Origin of the sequence: Muriicola marianensis (assembly GCF_014638095.1) — a bacterium.
In the GTDB taxonomy this organism is placed as follows: domain Bacteria; phylum Bacteroidota; class Bacteroidia; order Flavobacteriales; family Flavobacteriaceae; genus Muriicola; species Muriicola marianensis.
The window spans coordinates 591217-613584 of the sequence record NZ_BMFH01000002.1; the positions used below are offsets into that span (position 1 = coordinate 591217).

Below are 22368 nucleotides of genomic sequence, written 5' to 3' on the forward strand. Positions count from 1 at the left end.
AGAAGATGAAGGTTCACGTTTACGACACAAAAACTTCTGTGGCGAGAAACTTCGCCGCCTATCTGGAAAAAAAGATAAGGGAGAGTGAAGAATATCATATCGCTTTGTCCGGAGGCAGTACCCCGAGGATCCTTTTTGAAGAGCTTTCCAGCACGGATCGATATAAGATCAACTGGGAAAAAGTGTATCTCTACTGGGGGGATGAGCGATGCGTTCCCCCTGAGGATGAGCAGAGTAACTACAAGATGACCCGGGACTACCTGCTCCGGAATGTTCCCGTCCCTGAGGGAAATATCCACCGGATCATGGGGGAGAACGAGCCCAGTGTGGAAGCACTGCGATATGGCATCCTCCTGGACAGGGAACTTCCTTCCGATTCTGAAATCCCTGTATTCGACATGGTCATCCTCGGAATGGGGGAGGACGGTCACACGGCCTCCATTTTTCCCCATGAGATCCAGCTGTGGGATTCAGAACAGAATTGCGAAGTGGCCACCCATCCTGAGAGTGGTCAAAAACGGGTTACACTCACCGGCCGGGTGATCAACCGCAGTAAGGAAGTAGTGTTTTTAGTGACCGGGGCGGGTAAGGCCGACAAAGTTCAGAGCATACTTCAGAAAACAGCTGGGTACAGGCAATATCCTGCTGCTCTGGTAGAACCTGTCGGTGGAAAGCTAAGCTGGTTCCTCGATGAAGAGGCCGCTTCAACTCTGTAAAATGTTAATTGAGGTTAAAAGGGGTTTTGGGTTCCTCCTCCTGAAGATCATCGTCCTTAGCTCTTTTTAAGATCTTATCGGGGAGTGACTTTTTGGCCTTAGCGCCCATTTTCTTGAGCTTTTCAATGCTGATGATGATATTTCCTCTTCCTTCTACGAGTTTATTCATCGCCCCCCTGTATTCATTCTTCGCCTCGTCCATCTTTTTACCCACCTTCGTCAGATCGGTCACAAACCCTTCGAATTTATCGTAAAGGGCGCCCGCCTGCCTGGCGATCTCTATGGCATTCCGCTGCTGTTTCTCGTTATTCCACATAGTGTCTATGGTACGCAGGGTAGCCAGGAGGGTTGAAGGTGTAACGATCACGATGTTCTTTTCAAAGGCCTTGTTGTAAAGGGCGGGTTCCTGATTGATGGCTACAGAAAAGGCCGTCTCAATGGGAACAAACATCAGTACAAAGTCCGGACTTTCCATGTCGTACAGGTCCTCGTATTTCTTGGAGGAGAGCTGATCGACATGTTTTTGAAGGGAGTTGATGTGATTCTTTAGAAACTTTTCCTGTAGATCCTCTTCGGCATTGACAAATCGCTCATAATCTGTCAGGGATACCTTGGAGTCGATGACCATTTTCTTTCCGTCGGGAAGATTGATGACCACATCCGGCAGGACCCTGCTGCCATCTTCCCTGGTGAAGCTTTTCTGAACGGTGTATTCCCTGTCTTTTTCGAGGCCCGATTTCTCCAAAACCTTTTCCAGGACGAGTTCTCCCCAGTTACCCTGCATCTTGCTGTCTCCCTTGAGGGCTTTGGTCAGGTTTTCGGCTTCCTTGGTGATCTTGAGGTTCTGGTTTTGCAGGTTGAGCAACTGTTCCCTCAGGGCCGAATGTATGCTGATATTCTCTTTCTGGCTCTCCTCCACCTTCTTCTCAAAAAGCTGGATCTTCTCCTGGAGGGGGTTGAGGATGTGTTTGATATTCTTCTGGTTTTGTTCGGTGAATTTCAGGCTTTTCTCATCCAGGATCTTGTTGGCAAGGTTCTCGAATTCCTTGGTGAATTTTTCCTGCAAGTCTGCAACCTCTTCTTTCTGATCTTCCAGTTTTTGCCTCAAATTCTCGAGATCGGCCTCATTTCTTGTGACCAGTTGGTTCAGCCTGCTGTTCTCGTTCCTGAGGTCTTCCACTACCTGCTTTTCTGCATTGAGGCGCGTCTCCAATTCCTCCCGGTTCCTGCCCAATTGACGCTCCCTTTCCTCCAGGGTACTCTGAATTGATTTGCGTTTTAAGCGCTCGATATAGTTCCCCAGAAAGAATCCCAACAGAATAGCCAGTAAGGCAACCACCAACATTGTGATCTCCGTGCTCATCACCTTTTTATTTTCATGTAAAGATAGGCCATCTTACCTTAAGAGGAGAGTTGGGGTACTTTAGTTTTTGATTTTAAAGGTCCCGGTTCCGGAATCAAAATCGATGAGGTCTGAGGGAAATAGATTTTGGAAGCTCTGATTCTCAATATGGCTGCAAGGTGGCCCGAAATGATGGCCGGACCTCTCGAGGATGAGCATCTGGTCACAGAGTTGTATGGCCAGGTCGATCTCATGTGTCGTATAAATGACGGTCTTGCCGAATTCCCGGGCGATCCCTTTCATGGTCTTTAATACCTGAACCTTATGGTACAGGTCGAGGTGAGTCGTAGGTTCGTCCAGCATCATGATGGGGGTATCCTGGGCGAGGGCCCTGGCGATCAGTACTTTTTGGAGCTGCCCGTCACTGAGTTCATAGCACTTCCTGTGTTCCAGGGCTTCCAATCCGGTGTTCCTTATCGATGATTCTACGGCCTCTTTATCATTCTCAGTAAGCGTTCCCAGCCAGTTAGTATAAGGCTGTCGACCCAGACTGATCAATTCTCTTACCGTTAAGTTTCTGGTGGGAAGGGGCTCTGTAAGGACGATACTGAGGGAGGAGGCCAGTTTCTGTGGGGTAAGACTATAGATCGATTTGCCGTTGATCAGCACCTGTCCGGAAAGTTGGCGCTGCACTCCGGCCAGGGTCCGCAGCAAGGTCGATTTGCCGATCCCGTTGGCCCCGACGATGGATACGAATTCCCCTTGGGCCAGGGTAAAATTAAGATCCCGGGCGATCACGGTATCCCCCCCATTCCTGCCGGAGTATCCGATGCTCAAATTCGATATTTCCAATACGTTTTGCATTAAATCAGCAACCCTATTGAGTTAAAAACAAAGCTAAGGTAGGTATTCTTCAAAACTTCTGAGGCCCTGAGTTGACTGCACTAAAATATCATATTCCGTTTCCTCAGCAACAGCCAGATGACCACCGGTGCACCTACGATGGAGGTGATCGCATTGATGGGCAGTACGTAGGAGGAAGAAGGGAGCTGGGCCATGGTATCACACAGCAATAACAGGATGGCCCCATATAAAAGCACTCCCGGAACAAGGATCCTGTGGTCCGTTGTATTGAAGAGCTGGCGGGTCAGATGAGGAACGGCCAGTCCGATAAAGGCGATGGGTCCCGCAAAGGCAGTGACTGAGCCGGCCAGGAGCCCCGTAGCGATAATAATCAGGTTTCTGGACCTGCCGATCCTGACCCCCAGGCTGCGGGCGTAATTCTCCCCGAGCAGCAAGGCATTCAATGATTTGATCGAGCTGATACTAAACAACAGTCCCAATAGGCAGATGACCCCCAGGACAAGGACCTGAGAACCACTTAGATTTCCCACAGTCCCGAAGGTCCAGAAGATGTATTGCTGTAATTCTTCGGCCTTGGCGAAATAGGAGAGGACAGTGACCACAGCCGCCGTAATACTTGCAAACATAAGTCCGATGATCAGCAAGGCCATGGTATCTTTAACCCGCCTGGCCACGGCAACGACTGTGAGCAGTACCAGAATACTTCCGAGACTGGACGCCAGGGTAAGGGCGAGGTCATTTATCAGGACCACGCCGGCCGAGAAAAGTCCGCCTCCCATGATCAGCAGGGCAGCACCCAGACTGGCCCCGGAGCTGATACCCAGGACGAAAGGGCCTGCAAGCGGATTCCTGAACAGGGTTTGCATGAGCAAACCGCTGAGGGAAAGGCCGGCACCCACCAGGATAGCCGTAAATGCCTTGGGCAGTCGATACTCTCTGATGATATACTGCTGAGATTCGTCTGCGCTCCCAAAGCCCAAAAGTTCTCCAAGCGTAGTTAAAAAAGGTATTTCCACTGATCCCAGGCTGATGTTGATCCCGAAGCAAAGCAGCAGGACGAGGATCAAAAGGGCAAACTGATATGGGATCTTTGATTTCAACTATTGAAGGGGTTTAAAAAAAGTAGGCTCGTGATCCGGAAGAATTTCCGGGTGAAAAATATGGATCAGGTCTCTCAAGATCAGATCGGGCCTGTTGGGTCCCAGTTCAAAAAAGGTAAGTCCGCCTGTCTCTCCCTTGCAAAGGGCATAGGTATAGACCTTCCTGTCACGGAAGGCCCGGAACTCTTTGTAATGCGGGTTGGCACCTTCCATTTCCCCATAAGAGGTGAACTGGGATGGTGATATCCAGATATCGGCTTCTTTAGCCCGGCTCAGCACGCTTTCCAGGCTGAGGGAAAGGCTGCCGGTATCTTCGGTATCATCCCAGAGATAGCTTCCATTTGCATCCCGGATGAATTCTGCAGCCCAGCTATCTCCTCCGGGTGCATACCAGATATCCTTGTAGAGGGCGCCACTCATTACCACAGGGATCTGCTGTACCCTCCCCGCCAGCTCACGGGCATTCGTATAGGATGCAACTATGGAATCAAAGAGGGAATCGGCTCTTTCCTCCAGCTGGAAAAAAGGTGCGAAGAATTTGATCCATTCTGCCTTTCCCAAAGGGGTCTGCTCTGTCCAGTCTCCGTTGTAGACCACCGGAATACCCGAACGAATGAGCGTTTCATAAGCCTTATTCCTGGCCGCGATACCAAAGCCCACCACAAGATCAGGCCGGATGCTGAGGGTCATTTCGGTGTTCATCATTTCATTGTTCCCCAGATTGGCCACTTCACCTGATTCTATCCTTCCCCTCGTATTCTCCGACGAGATATAATCCGTACCCGGAAAACCCACGAGACGGTCGGCTACACCCAGTGCCTCTAGGGCCGGAATATGGGTTGTGGAAGTGACGACCACCCTTTCGACAGGAACTTCGATCACTGCATCGTATTGTTTGTTATCTACCAGGCCTTTTTGGAAAGCCTCTTTCGGGACCAGAGCGTATTCAAAAGGTCGATCAGCCCCCGGCCAGGGTTGCAGGACGCGGATCAGTGTTATGCCCTCGGAGGTTTTACTTATCTGGAACCCCCTGGCGAAGCGGACAGATTCAGCACTGTCCGGTTCCTCAGCTACAGCCTGGGATGTATTATTACGGTTCTCCTGTTGCCTGCAACCCAGGAAGCAAAAAACCAGAATCATTAATGTCCATCTCATATGGCTCAATTACGAGCCTCAAAAGTAAACTTATTTGCCCTAAGAGTAAAAGGAGGGGCAATTTCCTTATATTCGCCCCGAATTCAGGTTGCCGGTCCGGTCATTGGACGGCATTAAAAGGGAATCCGGTGAGAATCCGGAGCTGTTCCCGCAACTGTAAGCTCAGTAGGGCCTCACGCAGAGGAACTATGTTTAGCATCTCTTCAATACCACTGTCCGAGGACGGGAAGGTCGATGTTAAAACGCAAGTCAGGAGACCTGCCTGGTTCAAAATCGAATACTAACTTTCGGGATAAAAGTTTTCGTATGCAACCTCATACGCTGTTCCGACAACAGGAATTAAAATGACTAAAAAAATTTGGGGTACCGCTGTGCTTTTGTGCATGGGTACAATATCCTGGGCTCAGGATACGACGATGGACAGCGTTACGGTCCAGGAGTTGGATGAAGTAGTGTTGAGCGACACCCGCTTTCCCATCCGCCGTGAAAATTCCGGTAAAACTGTTATCCGCATCGGTCCTGAGGAGTTGTCGCTGAATCAGGGGCGCTCCCTCCCGGAGCTGATCAACAACAAAAGCGGGATAGAGATCTCCGGCAGCCGGGGCAGGGCAGGGGAAGTACTGGGGGCCTTTGTCCGAGGGGGCAGGGGCAGGCAACTGATCGTCCTTATCGATGGCTTAAGGATATCGGACCCTTCTTCCTTTTCCCAGGAATTCGACCTGCGCCTGCTGCCTCTCGACAATATTGAATCCATCGAGATCATCAAGGGGGCGAACAGCACCCTATACGGGGCCAATGCCGCGACGGCGGTGATCAATATCAAAACAAAAGGGGCTCCCGCAGAAGGGATAAGCGGAACTTTCCGTTCTTCCGTAGGGACCAATCAGACAGCAGATGATCAGAAATACCAGCTGAACGCTTTCGAGAATTCTGCGAGGATCGCCGGTACCCACGACCGATGGGAATACGCCCTGGGTTTTGGCCACCGGTATACGGATGGGATCTCTTCCATCGGAACTCAAACCGGGGAGTCTGATCCGTTCTCTGCCCTGAATGCCGACCTGAAACTTGGGTATCGTTTCAGTGAGAGCGCACGAACCCAGCTCTACGCCAGCAGGGCTAAGTTCAATGTGGATTACGATGAATCCTTTGGCCTGGTGGACGCGCCCTACCGGTTCAAAAGTGAACAAGACAGGGTGGGCACACAAACTACGGTTGAATACCAGAACGGCTCTACCACCCTCAACCTTGCATACTCCTCCTTCTCTTCTGAAAATTTCAGCGCCTTTCCGGGTACCTTTGAGGGACAGAACCTGATCGGCGATCTTTTCAACAGGATTCGTTTTGGCAAGGTACTCCTGCTGACAGGACTCAATTACAACCTGGAAGAAATGGAATTTGAGGAGGCTCGACAGTTCCGTTTTGTGGACCCCTATGCAAACCTGGTGTATTTAGGGGAAAAGGGATGGCAGGTCAGTGCAGGGGGTAGATTGAATATGCACTCGGAATACGGTTCCCAATGGGTCTACAACCTCAACCCCAGCTACACCCTGAAGCGGGAGAATGGATATCTGAAATTCCTGGGTAGTTTTGCCACGTCCTACATCACCCCATCCCTTACCCAGCTTTTCGGGCAGTTTGGGGCGAATCCGGACTTAGGACCGGAATCCAACCAAACCCTGGAGCTGGGTACGGAATACACTTCGGGAGACAAGCTCCGGGCGAGTGCCGTGTACTTCTCACGGAGGGAAGACGACTTCGTTTTCTTTAACAATACGACCTTCCAATATCAGAATGCGGAGAATACCATCAATGCCAGGGGGGTTGAGGTAGAAATAGACTGGCGGCCATTGGATGCTATAACCATAGAGGCCAACTACACCTTTACTGAACGGGAAGGCGACCCCGGGATCAGGATCCCGAAGCACAAGGCCTTTTTCAGTATGGGGTATGAAGTAAATGATTCCTTTAATGTCGCTGCCACCTATGCGTACACCGGGACGAGATTAGACACCGATTTTAATACCTTCACCCAGGTGCAACTCGACCCGTTTAGTCTGCTGGGTTTGAACCTCAGATACGTGGCTATCCCAGACCGCCTGACTTTTTTCCTTCAGGCCGATAACCTCCTGAATGAGTCCTTTACGGAGATCCTGGGCTTCAATACACGAGGGAGGAATGTCCGAACAGGTTTTACCCTGAAATTGTAATAAAAAAGCCGGTTTGTACCGGCTTTCTATTTTTATTTGATGGTGAGGTCGATAGGTTTATCGAGGATCATCCTGTCCCTGATAGGAGTAAAGTCTTCCGTATCCGTAAAAGGTTTGGCAGGCTTTCGAACGGTGAAGTCCCGCTTTCCTGAAACCCCTGTGATCTCTTCCAGGGCCCGGGCGAGAAGGGGTTCGTTGGGATCCCCTAAAATACCCAGGTTGGCGAGATCTTCCTCCAGTTCTATTTCGGGAGGAAAACCATTGGTGTAATCCGAAAAACCGACCGAGTTCTCATTCCTTCCCACCAGGGGTTGCAGGGCCCAGGGATTCTCGGCATTGATAAAGGATTCTCTTGAAGCCGTATACACGTATGGCGCTCCGGACCTGCCGGGGTCGTCGACCATGGTCAGGGAGAATTCGTTCTTCCCAGTGGTGGTCGTACCCACTTGTATCACGTCCATGTAGGGATCCAGGCCGTTTATGATGAGTTCGCTGGCTGAGGCAGACCTCCCTGTGGTCAGGATGTATACCCGACTCAGGTTCAGGGTATTGATAGGGGTTCCTGCACCGGTGCGGTCGGCAAAGTAATCCTCGATCTGGGAGGCGTCAAAAGAAGCCTGGATCTTGGGATTCCATCGCTGTTTGATAAAAAGATCGTTCGTGTTGGTGCCGTAGATCATACTGGCCAGCAGGCGTGTGGTGTTGACAGAACCCCCGGGATTGTATCGCAGGTCGAGAACCAGATCAGTAACCCCCTGAGCCTTAAGCTGACCGAATGCGTCATTCAACTCTTCGTCGAATTCGTTCAGGAAGCGATTGTAATAGATATACCCGATCTTCTGTCCGCTGATGTCGAAGGTGTTGACGATAAAGATGGGGTTTTCCTGAAATCCTTCAACCTTGGTCAGAGTAACGTCTTTCCCATTGGGAGTAAATGTGTCGTTAACCAGGTCGGCCATATTCAGCGTATAGGTATCGTTCTCCCCGAAAAGCAAGTCGATGTAATTGTTCAGGTTCAGGGTTTGTCCATCGACCCCGGTAAAAAATTCCCCACGAAAAATATCCTTGGAGGCCGCATCAGAGTTGGGCGTCACATAGCGAACATAACCCACGACATCGTCATTGTCCAGGGCGATCAGTCCGAAACTCAACCCATTGCTCCTGGAGACTCCGGAAAGGAAATCAGTGAATTCGTTGTAATCTGAGGCATAGGTGCTAAAACGGTCCTCAAAATACCTCAGGCGGTTATCGAAGAAAGCGCCCGGATCGGATTCGGACCTCAGGAATTCGGTATATTCTTCATTGGTGCTGAAACGGTCGTCTGCAAGGTTTTCCACATCGTCCTGCCAGAAATACCAGAGGTTCATGGACTTCCACATAAAATCCTGGGTGGCCAGATCCGATGATGTCGGATTGAAATTGTCATCGTCCTTACTGCATCCGGTAAGGAGAAACAATATCCCCAGGAATAAAGCTACATTCTTTTTCATCTTTCTTTTTTTAAGGTAAATAGCATTTCATAGCCGAGAGCCACACCAGGTCTTTTTTAGTACCTTGGAGGCTATAGGACTATCAAGTGTAGGGAAGGTTAGTTCCTGCTAAATTAATCAGATCGAGGCGAAGAAAAAAAGAATTGTAACAAAATTCGATATAGTTCGTCTAGCTTGTGTAACTCGGCAGGAAGATGCTTACAATAACAACCGATCAAAAACTAATGACACAATCAGAATTTGTAAACCTGGTAATGCCGTTCAAGGACAAGCTTTACAGGCTTGCTAAAAGGTTGCTGGTTTCGACGGAGGAGGCCGAGGATGCGACACAGGAAGTGTTGATGAAATTGTGGGATAAGAAAAAGGGGATCGGAAGCTATCGCAATGTGGAGGCTTTTGCCATGACGATGACGAAGAATTTTTGTCTGGACCGGTTAAAATCGAAGCAATCCGGGAACCTGAAACTGGTGCACAGCAACTATGCTGACGACAGGACTTCCCTTCAGAAGGAGGTGGAGCTCAATGACAGTCTTGAATGGGTGGGAAGGATCATGGAAGGCCTTCCCGAGCAACAGAAACTGGTCCTGCAATTAAGGGATGTAGAACAGTATGATTACGACGAGATCTCAGAGATGCTCGATATGAAACCCACAGCCGTACGGGTGGCCTTATCCAGGGCCAGGAAGGCCGTGAGAGAACAATTGATAAAAAAACACAGCTATGGAATTCAATAAAATAGAACAATTATTCGAGAAGTACTTTGAGGCCCGTACCACGGAGGCCGAAGAGCAGGAGCTTCGGGATTATTTTTCCGGAGGTCAGGTGGCAGAGCACCTGGAGCCCTATCGCGCCATGTTCGCCTACTTCTCCGATGCCAAAAAAGAACGATCCATCAGGCAGGTTCCATTAAAACCCAGAAAAACCTTGTATCAGTGGATTTCCGTTGCCGCGGGGATCGTCTTAGTAGCCGGCATCTTTTTCGGGAAGCAATATCAGGAAAGGAAGGAAGCGGAATACGCCTATCTCCAGACCAAGAAGGCCCTGGGTCTCCTGGCTGAAAACCTGGACCGTGGTAAAGAAAAAGTGGCCTATTTACAGGAATTTGAAGACACAAAACAGAAAATTATTAAAAACAATTAAAAAACAACATCATGAAAAAGTATATCGCAATTTTCGCTCTGGCCCTGTTACCGTTCACGGGAATTTCCCAGTCGATCTTCGACAAGTTCGAAGATATGGATGAAGTGAGTTCGGTCATCGTTAACAAGAACATGTTCGACCTCCTCGTAAAAATGGATGTGAATGTCGATGAACCCGAGGCAAAAGAGGCTATGGAAATAGCCAAAAGCCTGAGCGGACTCAAGGTATTTATCACTGAGAATAAGAGTATCTCAGCAGATATGAAATCTACTGTAGACAGATATCTGAAAAACTCTTCCCTGGAAGAGCTGATGAGGGTGAAGGACAAGGATGCCAATGTAAAGTTCTATGTGCGCAAAGGGAAGGACGAGGACCATGTGAGTGAGCTGTTGATGTTCGTCACCGGGATCAAGAACGCCGATGTGGAGATCAATGATCGGAAGATTGAAACCGTGCTCCTGACGCTGACCGGGGATATCGACCTTACAAAGATCGGCGCCCTTACCAAAAAGATGAATCTGCCGGAAGAGCTGAATCAGGTCGAAAAAAAGAAATCGTAATTCGCAGGGAATAAGGATGCGGTCGTGTCAGTCATGGCAGGACCGCGGTCCTTTCTCACAAAAGAACATGACATGAAAAAATTAGCAAACTTTTTACCCTTCCTGGCTCTAGCCATGCTTTTGGGGTGTTCCTCTACCCAGAGCCTGCAGGAATACTACGTCGACAATTCGGAGAATCCCAATTTCATATCTCTGGATCTACCCGCCAGCATCCTGAATTTGGATGAGGTGGACCTGACCGAGGAACAGCGGACAGCTGTGGAATCCTTGAGAAAGCTCAATATACTGGCCTTTAAAAAGACGGCTTCCAACGCCGCGGAATACGAGGTGGAAAAAACCAAGGTCAATGCCATTTTAAAGAATTCGGATTTCAAGGAATTGATGAAATTGAATTCTTCCTATGGCAAAGGTTACGTTAAATACCTGGGAGAAGCTGATGCCATTGATGAGGTAGTCATCTACGGCAATAGCAATGAAAAAGGTTTTGCCCTTATCAGAGTCCTTGGCAAGGACATGAATCCTGCTCATCTCATGCAGCTGATGCAGGCCATTCAGAAATCCGATTACAAAGGAGAAGGACTGGGGGAAATAGGGCAGTTCCTGAAAGGATAGGCCAATCGGCAATAATTGCAAAAACCTGCCTTAACGGGCAGGTTTTTTAGTTCGGACTCAGATACCCGTGTAGTTTTCGGGGCTGATTGATTTCAATTCGGATTTGACCTTGTCCGAGATTTCAAGGGTATCGATAAATCGTGAAATCGTTTTCTGTGTGATCCCCTCATTTGTCCTGGTGAGCGCCTTCAGGGCTTCGTAAGGGTTAGGGTATCCTTCCCTCCTTAGGATGGTCTGTATAGCCTCGGCCACCACAGCCCAGTTATTGTTTAGGTCGGCCTGTATCCTCTGCTCATTCAGCAGGAGCTTACCCAGTCCTTTGAGGGTAGATTGCAGGGCGATCAGCGTATGGGCAAATGGGATGCCGATATTGCGCAGCACGGTGCTGTCCGTAAGATCTCTTTGCAGGCGGGAAACGGGCAGTTTGGATGCCAGGTGTTCGAAAAGCGCATTGGCCAGTCCCAGGTTACCTTCTGCATTTTCAAAATCGATGGGATTTACCTTGTGCGGCATGGCAGAAGAGCCCACTTCTCCCTCCTTGATCTTCTGCTTGAAGTAATCCATGGAAATATAGGTCCAGATGTCCCGGTTGAGGTCGATCATAATGGTGTTGATCCTCTTCAGGTTGTCAAAGAGGGCAGCCATATGATCGTAGTGTTCTATCTGGGTGGTCGGGAACGAGTGGTGTAATCCGAGTTCCTGCTCCACAAAGGATCTCCCGAACGCCTTCCAGTCGACCTCAGGATAAGCCACCTGATGCGCATTGAAATTACCGGTGGCGCCACCAAATTTGCTGGCATGGGGGATTCCCTCCAGCAGCTTCAACTGTTCCTTCAGGCGGATGACGAACACGTCGATTTCCTTTCCGAGTCGGGTAGGTGAGGCGGGCTGTCCGTGGGTCCTGGCCAGCATGGGCACGGCTTTCCATTCCCTGGCCTTCTCCTCCAAAGCGCTGAGGAGTTTTGTTACCCCCGGCAGATACACCTCCTGTATTGCCTCCTTAACAGAGAGGGGGATAGCCGTATTGTTAATATCCTGGGAGGTCAGCCCGAAATGGATGAATTCCTTGTATGCTGAAAGCCCCAGGGCATCGAACCTCGATTTCACAAAATATTCAACCGCTTTTACGTCGTGGTTCGTGGTCTGTTCGATCTTCTTGATCTCAAGAGCATCTTCCGTGGAAAATTCCCTGTAGATCTTCCTCAGGGGCGTGAACTTAGACTCGGGGACTTCTTTCAACTGAGGCAAAGGCAGATTTACCAGTGCGATAAAATATTCGATCTCTACCCGTACCCTGTACTTCATCAAAGCTTCTTCAGAAAAGTAGGATACCAGGGATCTCACTTTCTTTTTGTAACGGCCGTCTACGGGGCTTATCGCCTTGATTTCTGTGGTAAGGTCTGATGCTGAACTCATAGTTTAGAGAAAGCGCAAAGATAACTATTCCTTTTGAGTTAGATAGGCAGATACTGCATTGGGCAGAGGGTTTGTGTCAGTTTCCCTGGTCTAAAAGCTGGGATACCAGTTCGGGTACTCCCTCAGATGCTTTGCGGGGGATCAGATGGAGGTTGAGACCGGGAGTGGGGGCCAGGGCCGGTCGGGGATCGACCAGGTAAATGGGAACCCCTTCCTCTGCGTAGTAAAGGAGGGATGCGGCAGGATATACCTGCAGGGAAGTGCCGACGATGATCAGAATATCCGCTTCGGAAGTGATAGAGGCAGCCCGGGGCAATAATGGAACCTCTTCCCCAAACCAAACAATATGCGGACGGAGCTGATTACCGGCTTCGCAAACATCGCCCAGATAGAGGTCTTTCTCCCAATGGTACACCGAAAAAGGAGGGGCTGTGCTCCGAACCTTGAGCAATTCGCCGTGGAGATGCAGCACCCGGCTGCTCCCTGCCCTCTCATGCAGGTCGTCAACGTTCTGGGTAATGATGTGGGTATGGAACTTCTTTTCCAAATCTACGAGTGCCCTGTGCCCGGCATTGGGACTCGCCTGCAGCAATTGCCTGCGTCTTTCGTTATAGAATTGCAGGACCAGCTCGGGGTTAGACCGAAATCCCTGGGGCGAAGCTACCTCCATGACATCGTGGCCTTCCCACAGCCCGTCGGCATCCCGGAAAGTCTTCAGGCCGCTGTCTGCGCTCATTCCGGCTCCTGTAAGAATGGTGATCTTTCTCTTCACTTTCTGGCTTTCTCCTAAAGATACGTTTTTCATATATTCGATCTATGGAGGATCCCGGGCTGATCGCATATCTGGAGTCATTTGTATCTGAAGATCGGTTGAGACGATTTGCAGAAGTGCTGCAATGGCGTACTCGATATATCACAGTGGCTATGGAAGACGTGTACCACCTCCACAATGCCAGCGCCGTGATACGAAGTGCCGATGTATTTGGTCTTCAGGATGTCCATATCATCGAAGAGAGATTTGGGAAGCGACTCGATAAAAAGATCGCGCTGGGGGCTCAAAAGTGGGTAGACATACACAGACATCCCACCACGGAATCCTGCCTTAAGGATCTGAGAGACAAAGGGTATAGAATCCTGGCTACCACTCCCCGTAAAGATGCCCTTTCCCTGGACCAACTTACTGTGGATCACAAAATGGCCTTCCTGTTCGGGGCCGAAAAAGAGGGGTTGAGTGATAAGGCCCTGAAAGAGGCCGATGAATTGATCCATATTCCTATGGTGGGATTCACGGAAAGCCTGAATGTTTCGGTGGCGGCGGCTATCGTACTTCAGAGGGCGACCTCCCTGCTGCATGCCTCCCGGGCAGACTGGAGAATGAGCGATGTGGAAAAGGAGGAAAAGCGGGTAGAGTGGATCAAAAAGTCGGTGCGGAACCTCGATAAAATTGTAGCTCGATACCATCTGGACCGTTAGAAAGATTTCGTATCTTACTTCTGCAACCAACTAATTGATACTGATATGTATACCGCACTTTACATCCTGCTTGTACTCCTGGCTGTTATCTTGATCCTGGCCATCATAGCTCCAAAATCATATGACGTAAACCGCTCCATTATTATCTCGAAGCCCAGGAGCGAAGTATTCGATTACTTAAAGTATCTCAAGAAAATGGATGAATGGTCTCCCTGGGCCAAAAAGGATCCCAACATGGAAAAGAAATTTACAGGTACTGACGGGGAAGTCGGAGCGATCAGCTACTGGAACGGCAATAAAGAAGTAGGGGAGGGCGAACAGGAGATAACAGCCATAGATCCCGGGAAAAGAATAGACGGAGAGCTCCGTTTTATGAAGCCCTGGAAATCCCAGTCGGACTGCTACCTGGTCACGGAAGATGCCCCCGGAAATGCCACCAAAGTTACCTGGGGATTTAAAGGAAAGAACAAATTTCCCATGAGCATTATGATGCTCTTTATGAACATGGATAAAGCCGTGGGTAAGGATTTTGAAGAGGGCCTGTCTACCCTGAAAACCAAACTCGAAACAAATACACAGTAATGGAATCAAATATGGTAGGTTGGTTCGAGATCCCGGTAGGGGACATGGACCGTGCAAAGAAGTTTTATGAGGCTGTTTTCGATGTTCAAATTCACGTTCAGGATTTTAACGAACTGCTGATGGGATGGTTTCCCTTTGCCGAAGGAAAATCGGGTGCATCAGGGTCCCTTGTGAAACACCCTGATTTTTATCGCCCGAGCGCTACAGACGGGCCATTGGTCTATTTTTCCTGTAAGGACGTGGCCACACCTCTCAGTCGGATCGAAAAAGAGGGAGGTAAAGTATTGCAAACCAAAAAGCTGATCAGTGAAGATGTGGGGTATATGGGTCTGTTCCTTGATTCTGAAGGGAACCGCATTGCCCTGCATTCCCGTCAGTAATTCCTTAGAGGTAAAAGATGGGCGCCTCTGCCCGTGCGCCAAAGCGGATGGGAAGATAACTGGTGCCCACCCCTTTGGAGACATACATCCTTGATTCATCGCTCTCATACCAGCCGTTGAGGTATCTGCCACTCCCTCCGGGTTTGTAGAATTCCTTTCCAAAAAACTGGATCTGCCCTCCGTGAGTGTGCCCGCATAGGACGAGTTTGATGGGGATCTTCAACTTTTTGTTCAGGAGGTCGATAGTGTCCCTGTATTCGGGGCAGTGGTTCAGGACGACTGTTTCTATAGAAGGATCGGCTCCTGTAACGGCCTTGGCGTAATCCGGAGTTCCATTTAAAAAATCATCTATCCCAGTGATGTTGAGTCTCCGATCTCCCTTCTCATAAAGGAAGGTCTCGTTGACCAGTAACTTTCCGTTGTATTTACCGAAAAGTTCCCTGTAATCTTCATGGGACATCTTGCCGTCGTATTCCTTGTTTCCCATGATAACCACCTTAGGGATCTCTGTAGGTATCATCTTAAGGAATTGTTCCAGCAGGTCCAATTGCCTGGGATGGTTAATAGAATCCCCGGTGAAACAAAGCAGGTCCGGTTTTTCGCGCTTGATCCGGCGGGCAATCCAACCGTGGTAAGCCTTTATTTCACGAATATGCAGGTCTGTGAGTTGAATCAGTTTGATGTAAGGACTCCTGTCTTTTCTTATGTCGTGACGCGACCAATTCACCAGATAGGTCTCGATCCAAAAGGCATCCAGAAAAATAAAGCCCGTGATTCCCAGAAATGATAAGATGATGAATTTCCGTCTGCTGATTTGCATGTAAAGGAAGGTTAGTCAAAACCGGAATACTCCGAAGCTTTACAAAGACTAGTTGGCTAGTTCTATCAGGGCAACAGAGTAGGGATTATCCAGGGTCACGCTACCATTTTTGACCTCAACAAGGGTTTCGGAGTAGGTGTCGTATAATTGCGTTCCATCCCCAAAGAATCCTTTTACCCAGAGGGATTTTTTCCCCTTGGGCAGGTCGAGTCCAACCACCACCTTATCCCTGTATTCTCCGTCGGTGAAGGTGCGGCTGAACACATAAGGTTTTTTGGCCAGCCGTTTGTGTTTCCCCGCCCCGATGGCAGGATGACTACTCCTGAACTTGCCCAGCTTTTGCCAATGGGTAAGTACTTCCCTGGTTGAAACACTGTCGAGTTCTTCCCAATTCATAAAAGATCTCAGGGTGGCATCACCTTCTGTCCCTTCAATAGTCAGGTCCCGGGAGGTCTCATCCCCGTAGTAGACCTGGGAGGTGCCGGGAGTTAGCAGCAATACATTCGCCGAGTGGAATGGCTGTGTGCGGTCCTTGTCGAACGGACTGCCATCGTCATGAGAGGTCAGGTAATTGAGTACCCCGACTCCTTCTAATTTGGTGTGCAGCAGATTGCTGTATTTTTTGAAGATCTGTTCATAACTTTTTCGTGCATCCGACTTGAGTTCAAAATTGATGAGACTTTGAAAGCCGTGGTTGAAGTAATCGACCTTTTTATCCCCAAAATCGAATTCCCTCCCGCCGGAGACCCCGTAGTTATACACTTCCCCGACCATGTAGAAAGGGTTGTCATCGAGGACCTGATCAGGATGTTTCTTTTTCCAGGTTTCGAAGGCGTAAGAGGCCTCCTTGTACAGTTCAGCCCATGCCTTTTCGTCTGCGTGTTTTACGGTATCTACCCGGAACCCATCGATGCCGAGTTCGTTCACGTAGTCTGTCAGCCATTTGATGATATAAAACCTCGGAGCCCTCGGATATCCGGTCCTGTCAAAGAACAACTGTAACTCGTCGAGTTCCATGCTGAGTCGGCCTTCTTCCTTCCATTTGGCAAGAAGGGCATCGGGAAGATCAACGGGAGTATCCTTGGCAGTTAGAATATCCGGCAGGTTATCAACCAGGGTACACGCTGTGGTGGTTTCATAGCTTTGGAAAGTGCACGTAGGTTCTGTGATCACCCATTCGTCAGGCCAGACGGGATCCTGTTCCGTAACCGGACCTGTATGGTTAATGACCACATCCATCATGATGCGAATTCCCCTTTTATGAGCTTTTTTGACCAGGTTTTCCAGGTCCTTTCTGGTCCCGAAATTAGGATCGAGGGCCGTCCAGTCCTTGGCCCAATACCCGTGATAAGCATAGGTGTTGCCGGTTCCCTCATCGGTGTCGCCGTGAATTTGTTCCACAACGGGAGTGAACCAGATCGCGTTGATCCCCAGGTCCGTGAAATATCCTTCTTCAATCTTTTGCGTGATCCCCTGCAGGTCTCCACCCATAAAACCCCTCAATGGTCCTGTTTCATTGACCCGGTCGAAGTTGATATCATTCTCGGGATTGCCGTTATTAAATCGGTCTGTGAGCAGGAAATACACATTGGCTGCTTCCCAATGGAAAGGCACCTTCTCTTCAGTGGTCTCGGCCACAGGCTGTGGATTAAGAGAGGCTTGTTCGGCGGTCTCAGATTTAGGTTTGCAGGAGCCAAAAAGGGTCACTAAGCACAAAAAGGCCAGTGTTCTATTCATGTAGCATCTTGTTTGAGGAATGCCATAAAAGAATGGATTTCCAGGAGAGATTCTTATTCCTGGCCACACATTTGCATCAGGCACTTTAATTTCGCCTAAAACTAAAAAATGAAACTGGATAATTAAAATTTATTTGACTCCACCATGCCGGGATTCCGGGGCTCAGTTCTTTCTGTTCAGAACCTTGTACTCCTCGTAGCAGCTACTCATGGCGTCGAGTATCTGAAGGTCGTTGGCGGTGGTGATAAAAGATCTGGAAAAATTGCAGTTCGATAGGATGTCCTCTATGTCGACCTTCTCCAGTTGCAGGAGTTCGGTAAGGGTTTCCCGGTCGAATTTCGAAGCCAGGAGGTCCCTGATCTCGTCATCTTCTTTGATCAGGCGGAGCTTCCGCATCTGGTTGGGCCGTTTCCCGAATAGATTTCTCAACAGGTCAGCCGGGTTCAGGATAGCCCCCAGCACCTTGGTGACTGCACTCGGGTTTTTATTTCCGGCTTCGTAACTCTTAGACAATCCTGAAATACTGTATTGATAGGCGGTATTGATGGGCAGATTCTTCACATCGATCTCGAGGTAACCTGTGAGCTGGTAAGGTCTCACGATGACCTCCTCCAGGGCGTACGCCAGTTCTGTCAGGGCTATTTTGGTATCCCCAAACCGGAACATATCATTGGTCACCCGGATTTTCTGGGATTTAAAACCCAGATAAGAGAAATAGAGGGTGTCATTTACGGTGGCCCGAATGGTAAAATCCCCATCGGCATTGGTGATGGTCCCGATCACCTGGTTCAGGTTGACCACGTGAACACTCTCCAGAGGTTCTTCAGTCTGGGCATTGATCACCTTCGCACTGAATTCCTGCAGCATTTCCCGGGCAGGTTCGTCCTGTGCCCAGAGCAGATATGGACCGAACGAAACAACTGACAGTAAAATTATTTTCCTCAAACTCATGCTACAGGCACGAATAAACAAAAATTCTTTTTTCGGGGCTCCTATTTAATATACAATTAACTAATAGAATCCATCCCGGAATTTGTTCTTTTTCTTACCGGATCTGCGACCGCTTTTCTTCGCTTTGGAACGGCGTCCGGTATCTTCCCTTCGCCTTTCTTTTTTCTTCCTTCGGCCTTTATCCCTGCCTTTCCGTCCCCCGCTTTCCGGGTTCTTGGATACTTCTACATTTACGTAGCGGCCGTCCACCTTGAAATCCCTGAACGTGCTCAGGATCAGGTCAGTAAGTGAGGCATCCGTATTAAAGAAGGAAAAGCTGTCCTTGACGTCCACCCTGTTCACATCCTCTTTCCCGACACCGAGAGTTTCCTTGAGAAAGTCCTTGAGCGACATCCAGTCGTACCCGTCCTTTTCCCCTACATTGATAAAATATCTAACCGAGTCCCCGGTCTGTGCTTCAGCACCGGGCATGTCATTCAGAGAACCTTTGCCTCCGGGACTTTCAGAGGTGTTGAGGTCTTTTACCTTGCTGTAATAGGAATAGAAGCGTGTGAATTCAACAGAGACGATCTTTTTGATCAGTTCTTCCCGGTCTATCCCTTCGAGGACGTCGTGAATGGCAGGGAGGTAGTTGTCGACCGCTTCATTGATCTTCGTGTTGCGGATCTTGCTTGCCAGATGATATAACTGAATCTCGCAAATCTCCATACCCGATGGGATCTTCTTCGCCTCGAATTTCTGTTTGATGATATTCTCAATGGTCTTGATCTTCCTCAATTCGCTCCGCGTAATGATGACCATGGAGATGCCGGATTTTCCTGCCCGGCCGGTACGTCCGCTCCTATGGGTATAAGTCTCGATCTCATCGGGCAATTGGTAATTGATCACGTGGGAGATATCGTCCACATCTATACCCCGGGCAGCCACATCGGTGGCCACGAGCATCTGGATCTGATTTTTTCGGAAGGCGTTCATCACCAGGTCTCTCTGGTTCTGGCTTAGGTCGCCGTGCAAAGCTCCGGCATTGTATCCGTCCTCGATCAGTTTTTCGGCTACACGCTGTGTGTCCCTCTTGGTGCGGCAAAAGACAACGGAAAAGATCCCCGGATTGGCATCGGCAAGACGCTTGAGTGCTTCATACCGGTCTCTGCCGCTTACGACATAGTATTCGTGTTGTACTGTATCTACCCCGGTATTCCTTCCGCCTACGGTAACCTCCTTAGGGTTGAACATGAATTTTTTGGCAATGCTGGCCACTTCCTTGGGCATGGTCGCCGAGAACAGCCAGGTGGATTTCTCTTCCGGAGTGGTGGAAAGGATATCCTTTATATCCTCGTAGAATCCCATATTCAGCATTTCGTCGGCCTCGTCGAGGATGCAGTAATCGATTTTGGAGATATCGATCATACCCCTCCCGATCATGTCTTTCATCCTTCCCGGGGTAGCCACAATGATCTGGGCTCCCTTCTTGATTTGTCTCGCCTGTTCAGTAATACTGGCTCCGCCGTAAATGGCAACAATATTGAGACCTTTGACGTATTTGGAATACAAATGCATCTCGTTTGTGATCTGCAGGCAGAGTTCCCGAGTTGGGGAGAGAATGATTCCCTGGGTGGTCCTGCTTTCACTGTGTATCTTCTGGATCAGGGGAAAACCAAAGGCGGCTGTTTTTCCTGTGCCCGTCTGAGCCAGGGCGACCAGGTCGGTTTCATCTTCCAGTAAGATGGGAATGGTTTTTTGCTGTACTTCCGAAGGGGTTTCAAATCCGAGGTCGGACACAGCCTGCAACAGGGCTTCATTGAGCCCGAGCGCTTTAAATGAGTTCATAAACGTTACTTTACGCAATCGCGAATACGGATGTTGCATAGAGCGGTTATCGAAATAACGTTTTGGTACTCAGCGCAACACATGCTATACCAGCGGCTAAATTAAGGCGCAAAGGTACTGCTAAATCTCGATACGGTGCGAATTAATCGTTCTTTTGTTTCGGGTCCATCAGTTTTTGTACTGCTTTTTTCCGAGGTGTTCGAGTAGTTCAGCCACGGCCCTGGCCCTGTGGCTGATTTGGTTCTTTTCCTCCAGCGTGAGTTCTGCAAAGGTCTTGTCAAATCCTGCAGGACGAAAAACGGGGTCGTAGCCAAATCCTTTTTCCCCTTTTGGTGCTTCAGTGATCTCTCCCTCGACCTCACCCCTGAAGAGATAGGTTTCATCGCCGTAACAAAGAGCGATAACGGTGGTAAATCGAGCTTGCCTGTTGGTTTTGCCCTGTAATTCCTTCAGAAGTTTCTCAGTATTTGCTGCTTCATTCTTTGGAGTGCCGGCATAGCGGGCTGAAAATACTCCCGGTGCACCATCAAGGGCATCTACCTCGAGCCCTGTATCATCTGCAAAACAGGGATATCCGTAATTTTCCAGAACAAAAGATGCTTTAAGGAGAGCGTTCCCTTCAAGGCTGTCAGCAGTTTCCGGAATCTCCGTACGACAGCCAATATCCTCGAGGGTCAAGAGGGTGATATGAGGAGGAAGAACCTGCTGTATCTCACGGATCTTATTGGGATTGTGGGTGGCGAAAACCAATTCCATAGCCTGGTATTTTTGACGTACTGGGGATTGAATTCAAAAATAGTAATTTTGCAGCCTACCTACCGAAGACCTTATGAATCTGAGAATCCCTCCTGTTTTGCTGTTTGTTTTTACAGCTCTTTTGATGTACCTGCTGGCCGAATTCCTACCGGTGGGGTATTTTGATTTCTTTGGCCGCATGTATCTTATGGGAACCCTGCTTCTTCTGGCATTGGTGACCGCGATCACAGCCCTGATTCAATTTTTTAGCGCAAAGACCTCTGTGGATCCATTGAATCCGGACAAGGCTTCTGCTCTGGTAACAAGGGGCGTGTATTCCATTTCGAGGAATCCCCAGTATCTTGCATTGCTGATGGTACTCCTGGCGTGGGGTTTATGGCTGGGCAATGCTTTTAACGTACTGCTTGCCGCCGGATTTGTCTCCGCGATGAACAGGTGGCAGATCAGCAGGGAAGAAGCCAGTCTGCTGGAAAAATTTGGCAAGGAATACAGTCAATACTGCATAAAGGTTCGGCGCTGGTTCTAAGGATTTTATGTTCTGAACCTCCGCGGAATAATAATCTCTCCGACTTATCGTTTAAGTTATTAGTAAATAAGCTTATATTTTATTATATTAGCTGAAATACTTATAAAATGATCGCTATCATTACGGGGGATATTGTGAATTCCGGTTTGTATCCGGGGGGCGAATGGATGCTCCTTTTAAAGAGGGTATTAAATCAGGTCGGGACACAGCCCGGGACCTGGGATATTTACAGGGGAGATGAATTTCAGGTGAAGACCACCAAAGAGAAGGCCCTGGAAATCGCCTTGCAATTAAAGTCGAACCTCAAGACCATCAGGGATCTGGATGTACGGATCGCCATAGGTTTGGGGGATGAGTCCTTTGCCGGCAACAAGATCACGGAATCCAATGGTTCGGCATACCGCAATTCGGGCCGATTATTCGCCGAACTGAAATCGGGCCGGCAGTCATTGGCGATCAGAAGCAAGTGGATCGACAAGGATGAGACCATGAACCTCATGCTGCGGATGGCTCTCAGTTTTATGGATGAGTGGACACCGGTCTCTGCAGAGACGGTCGCCTGGCACCTCCTGCACCCGGAGAGTTCGCAGCAGGAAATGGCCACTCATTTCAATATTCGGCAGTCTGCTGTTAGTCAGCGCCTGAAAAGGGCCAGGACGGATCTGGTACTTGAATTGCTCGAATTTTATCGTACCTTTTACAAAGATTAGT

At 49.2% G+C, this 22368-nt stretch carries 23 protein-coding genes and 1 riboswitch; of the genes, 11 read left to right on the forward strand and 12 right to left on the reverse strand.

Features of this window, described 5'->3' with window-relative positions; all coding sequences use genetic code 11:
- Window positions 1-5 precede the first annotated feature (5 nt).
- Complete coding sequence (gene pgl, locus IEV19_RS13590; RefSeq protein WP_188371275.1) at window positions 6-716, forward strand: 6-phosphogluconolactonase; 711 nt, start codon at window positions 6-8, stop codon at window positions 714-716.
- A 4-nt stretch (window positions 717-720) separates the two neighbouring features.
- On the opposite strand, the gene IEV19_RS13595 is transcribed toward pgl, so the two are convergent.
- From IEV19_RS13595 to IEV19_RS13610, 4 genes are all read right to left on the reverse strand, one after another.
- Window positions 721-2079, reverse strand: coding sequence for a DNA recombination protein RmuC (locus tag IEV19_RS13595; protein WP_188371276.1), 1359 nt, complete (start codon window positions 2077-2079; stop codon window positions 721-723).
- 60 nt (window positions 2080-2139) lie between these two features.
- A complete protein-coding gene (locus IEV19_RS13600; protein WP_229732610.1) occupies window positions 2140-2895 on the reverse strand; it encodes an ABC transporter ATP-binding protein in 756 nt (251 codons plus the stop codon).
- Between the two features lie 107 nt (window positions 2896-3002).
- Entirely contained in the window at window positions 3003-4022 is a 1020-nt protein-coding gene (locus IEV19_RS13605) for a FecCD family ABC transporter permease (protein WP_188371278.1), read from the reverse strand.
- Window positions 4023-5177, reverse strand: coding sequence for an ABC transporter substrate-binding protein (locus IEV19_RS13610; protein WP_188371279.1), 1155 nt, complete (start codon window positions 5175-5177; stop codon window positions 4023-4025).
- 68 nt (window positions 5178-5245) lie between these two features.
- Window positions 5246-5457: riboswitch (cobalamin riboswitch) on the forward strand.
- A 103-nt stretch (window positions 5458-5560) separates the two neighbouring features.
- Between IEV19_RS13610 and IEV19_RS13615 the strand changes: the two genes are divergently transcribed.
- The gene (locus IEV19_RS13615) at window positions 5561-7387 is read left to right on the forward strand and encodes a TonB-dependent receptor plug domain-containing protein (RefSeq protein ID WP_229732611.1); all 1827 of its coding nucleotides are present in this window, start codon (window positions 5561-5563) and stop codon (window positions 7385-7387) included.
- 32 nt (window positions 7388-7419) lie between these two features.
- On the opposite strand, the gene IEV19_RS13620 is transcribed toward IEV19_RS13615, so the two are convergent.
- Window positions 7420-8877 (reverse strand): GFO_1087 family putative carboxy terminal peptidase, encoded by a 1458-nt coding sequence (locus IEV19_RS13620; protein WP_188371281.1) that lies wholly within the window; start codon window positions 8875-8877, stop codon window positions 7420-7422.
- A 224-nt stretch (window positions 8878-9101) separates the two neighbouring features.
- Here IEV19_RS13620 and IEV19_RS13625 point away from each other — a divergent pair, with 224 nt between their 5' ends.
- From IEV19_RS13625 to IEV19_RS13640, 4 genes are all read left to right on the forward strand, one after another.
- Window positions 9102-9611: a GFO_1088 family ECF-type sigma factor gene (locus tag IEV19_RS13625; protein WP_188371338.1), complete on the forward strand. Its 510-nt coding sequence runs from the start codon at window positions 9102-9104 to the stop codon at window positions 9609-9611.
- Entirely contained in the window at window positions 9598-10017 is a 420-nt protein-coding gene (locus tag IEV19_RS13630; protein ID WP_188371282.1) for a PG0215 family putative anti-sigma factor, read from the forward strand. The genes IEV19_RS13625 and IEV19_RS13630 overlap by 14 nt, the downstream gene beginning before the upstream one ends.
- Window positions 10018-10028: 11 nt before the next feature.
- Complete coding sequence (locus tag IEV19_RS13635; RefSeq protein WP_188371283.1) at window positions 10029-10577, forward strand: GFO_1090 family protein; 549 nt, start codon at window positions 10029-10031, stop codon at window positions 10575-10577.
- Window positions 10578-10649: 72 nt separating this feature from the next.
- Window positions 10650-11189: a GFO_1091 family lipoprotein gene (locus IEV19_RS13640; protein ID WP_188371284.1), complete on the forward strand. Its 540-nt coding sequence runs from the start codon at window positions 10650-10652 to the stop codon at window positions 11187-11189.
- Window positions 11190-11246: 57 nt separating this feature from the next.
- Here IEV19_RS13640 and purB read toward each other — a convergent pair whose 3' ends face one another.
- Window positions 11247-12605, reverse strand: coding sequence for an adenylosuccinate lyase (gene purB / locus IEV19_RS13645; RefSeq protein WP_188371285.1), 1359 nt, complete (start codon window positions 12603-12605; stop codon window positions 11247-11249).
- Window positions 12606-12681: 76 nt separating this feature from the next.
- A complete protein-coding gene (locus tag IEV19_RS13650; protein ID WP_188371286.1) occupies window positions 12682-13410 on the reverse strand; it encodes an SIR2 family NAD-dependent protein deacylase in 729 nt (242 codons plus the stop codon).
- A gap of 11 nt (window positions 13411-13421) precedes the next feature.
- Between IEV19_RS13650 and IEV19_RS13655 the strand changes: the two genes are divergently transcribed.
- The 3 genes from IEV19_RS13655 to IEV19_RS13665 are packed head-to-tail and all read left to right on the forward strand — an operon-like array spanning window position 13422 to window position 15040.
- Window positions 13422-14078, forward strand: coding sequence for a TrmH family RNA methyltransferase (locus IEV19_RS13655; RefSeq protein WP_188371287.1), 657 nt, complete (start codon window positions 13422-13424; stop codon window positions 14076-14078).
- 45 nt (window positions 14079-14123) lie between these two features.
- A complete protein-coding gene (locus IEV19_RS13660) occupies window positions 14124-14660 on the forward strand; it encodes an SRPBCC family protein (protein ID WP_188371288.1) in 537 nt (178 codons plus the stop codon).
- Complete coding sequence (locus tag IEV19_RS13665) at window positions 14660-15040, forward strand: VOC family protein (RefSeq protein WP_188371289.1); 381 nt, start codon at window positions 14660-14662, stop codon at window positions 15038-15040. The genes IEV19_RS13660 and IEV19_RS13665 overlap by 1 nt, the downstream gene beginning before the upstream one ends.
- Window positions 15041-15044: 4 nt before the next feature.
- Here IEV19_RS13665 and IEV19_RS13670 read toward each other — a convergent pair whose 3' ends face one another.
- The 5 genes from IEV19_RS13670 to IEV19_RS13690 all read right to left on the reverse strand — a co-directional run bounded on the left by IEV19_RS13670 (window position 15045) and on the right by IEV19_RS13690 (window position 21131).
- On the reverse strand, window positions 15045-15860 hold the full coding sequence (locus IEV19_RS13670) for a metallophosphoesterase (protein WP_188371290.1): 816 nt from the start codon (window positions 15858-15860) through the stop codon (window positions 15045-15047).
- A gap of 48 nt (window positions 15861-15908) precedes the next feature.
- Window positions 15909-17597, reverse strand: a complete 1689-nt coding sequence (locus IEV19_RS13675; protein ID WP_188371291.1) for an alpha-amylase family glycosyl hydrolase — start codon at window positions 17595-17597, stop codon at window positions 15909-15911.
- Window positions 17598-17759: 162 nt separating this feature from the next.
- Window positions 17760-18548 (reverse strand): carboxypeptidase-like regulatory domain-containing protein, encoded by a 789-nt coding sequence (locus tag IEV19_RS13680; protein ID WP_188371292.1) that lies wholly within the window; start codon window positions 18546-18548, stop codon window positions 17760-17762.
- A 60-nt stretch (window positions 18549-18608) separates the two neighbouring features.
- Window positions 18609-20375, reverse strand: coding sequence for a DEAD/DEAH box helicase (locus tag IEV19_RS13685; RefSeq protein ID WP_188371293.1), 1767 nt, complete (start codon window positions 20373-20375; stop codon window positions 18609-18611).
- Window positions 20376-20543: 168 nt separating this feature from the next.
- Window positions 20544-21131, reverse strand: a complete 588-nt coding sequence (locus tag IEV19_RS13690) for a non-canonical purine NTP diphosphatase (protein ID WP_188371294.1) — start codon at window positions 21129-21131, stop codon at window positions 20544-20546.
- A gap of 73 nt (window positions 21132-21204) precedes the next feature.
- Here IEV19_RS13690 and IEV19_RS13695 point away from each other — a divergent pair, with 73 nt between their 5' ends.
- On the forward strand, window positions 21205-21657 hold the full coding sequence (locus IEV19_RS13695) for a methyltransferase family protein (RefSeq protein WP_188371295.1): 453 nt from the start codon (window positions 21205-21207) through the stop codon (window positions 21655-21657).
- Between the two features lie 107 nt (window positions 21658-21764).
- Window positions 21765-22367 carry a SatD family protein gene (locus IEV19_RS13700; protein ID WP_188371296.1) on the forward strand — a complete coding sequence of 201 codons (603 nt, stop codon included), beginning with the start codon at window positions 21765-21767 and terminating at the stop codon, window positions 22365-22367.
- Window position 22368 lies beyond the last annotated feature (1 nt).